At 65.0% G+C, this 1,391-nt stretch carries 2 protein-coding genes; both read left to right on the forward strand.

Features of this window, described 5'->3' with window-relative positions:
* On the forward strand, positions 1–1,052 hold a 1,052-nt coding region (locus ACS8Y6_RS18315; RefSeq protein WP_440856235.1), incomplete at its 5' end, for an ATPase domain-containing protein.
* Positions 1,024–1,391 (forward strand): hypothetical protein (locus ACS8Y6_RS18320; RefSeq protein ID WP_440856236.1); only part of this gene is annotated, 368 nt, incomplete at its 3' end. The genes ACS8Y6_RS18315 and ACS8Y6_RS18320, both read left to right, overlap by 29 nt.

The following is a 1,391-nucleotide window of genomic DNA, read 5'->3' on the forward strand; positions in this document are numbered from 1 at the left end:
TGTCGCCCGACGCCTTTCAGTTCCGCAAGCAGGTGCTTTCGCTGTTGCGCCAGCTGACGGCTCTGGGCGCGACCGTGGTCTGCACCGCAGAAGCGGGCAGCGCCGCGGACGATGACCTGCAGTTCCTCAGCGATGGTGTGGTCGAGCTTGCGCAGGTGCCGAGCGGCCGCATGTGCGCGGTGAGCAAACTCAGGGGCTCGGATTTCGAAAGCGGCTGGCATTACTACGACCTCGGCACGGGTGGCATGACGGTCTATCCACGCCTGCTGCCCGGCCGGCATCAACGCGCGTTCGAGCCGGCGTCGCTCGGCAGTGGCGTGCCCGAGCTGGATGCCCTCACCGGCGGCGGCATCGAGCGGGGGACCGTCACGTTATTGTCCGGGCCCACCGGCGTCGGCAAGACCACGCTGGGCGCGCATTACATGAAAGAGGCCGCAGGGCGCGGCGATCGCTCGGTGATTTATAGCTTCGACGAGCACCAACATACGTTTGTCCGGCGCTGCACCCAGGTGGGCCTGCCGATCCGGGAGATGCTCGATAGTGGCCATCTGATGTTCGAGGCCGTCGAGCCTCTGGCCTATGATCCGGATCGGTTCGCGCTCAAGGTGCGCCATGAGGTCGAGACGCTGGGTGCCCGTGTCGTGATGCTCGACAGCCTGTCGGGTTACCAGCAGTCGATGCGCGGGGAGAGCCTGCAGGCGCGGGTACACGCCCTGTGTCGCTATCTGGTCAACATGGGTGTGACCGTCTTGCTGGTCAACGAGGTGAATACGATCGCCAGCCCGGAATTGCAGGTGTCCCAGTACGGCATCAGCTATCTTGCCGACGCGATCCTGCTCCTGCGCTATATGGAGCTGGAGGGCGAGCTGCGCAAGACGGTGGGCATGCTCAAGAAACGCACCGGCAATTTCGAGAAAACCCTGCGCGAGTTCGCCATGACCGGCCGCGGTGTGCAGGTCGGGCGGCCGCTGTCCGGGTTGCGCGGTGTCTTGAGCGGCGTCCCCGAGATTCTGGAGGGAAACCGTGCGCACGATGTTGCTCGAGCGCGTTGAATCCTCGGGCGAGCCGCAGGCGCGTATCGCCTGTGCGCTGGACAGCCCGGGCAACGCCAAGCTGCTGCGCCGGTTGCTGACGGGGCGATATCAGCTCACCGAGGCGTTCGATGATCGCCTCCACGGTGATGATCACAGCCGCTTCGATATCGTGCTTGTCGACCCCCTCTCTCTGGAGTGCCTGCGCGATCGACTGAGCCGATACCGGGAGCGCTGCTCGCCTGTGGTGTTGCCGGTGCTGCTACTGGTCACCGGCAGCCAGACGCCAGCATCCTGGATACGCCAGGAGCTCGGGCATACGGTCGACGATGTGTTGCGCATCCCGACGACCGAAATCGA

This window comes from Salinisphaera sp. RV14 (genome assembly GCF_052044135.1).
Classification (GTDB): Bacteria; Pseudomonadota; Gammaproteobacteria; order Nevskiales; family Salinisphaeraceae; genus Salinisphaera.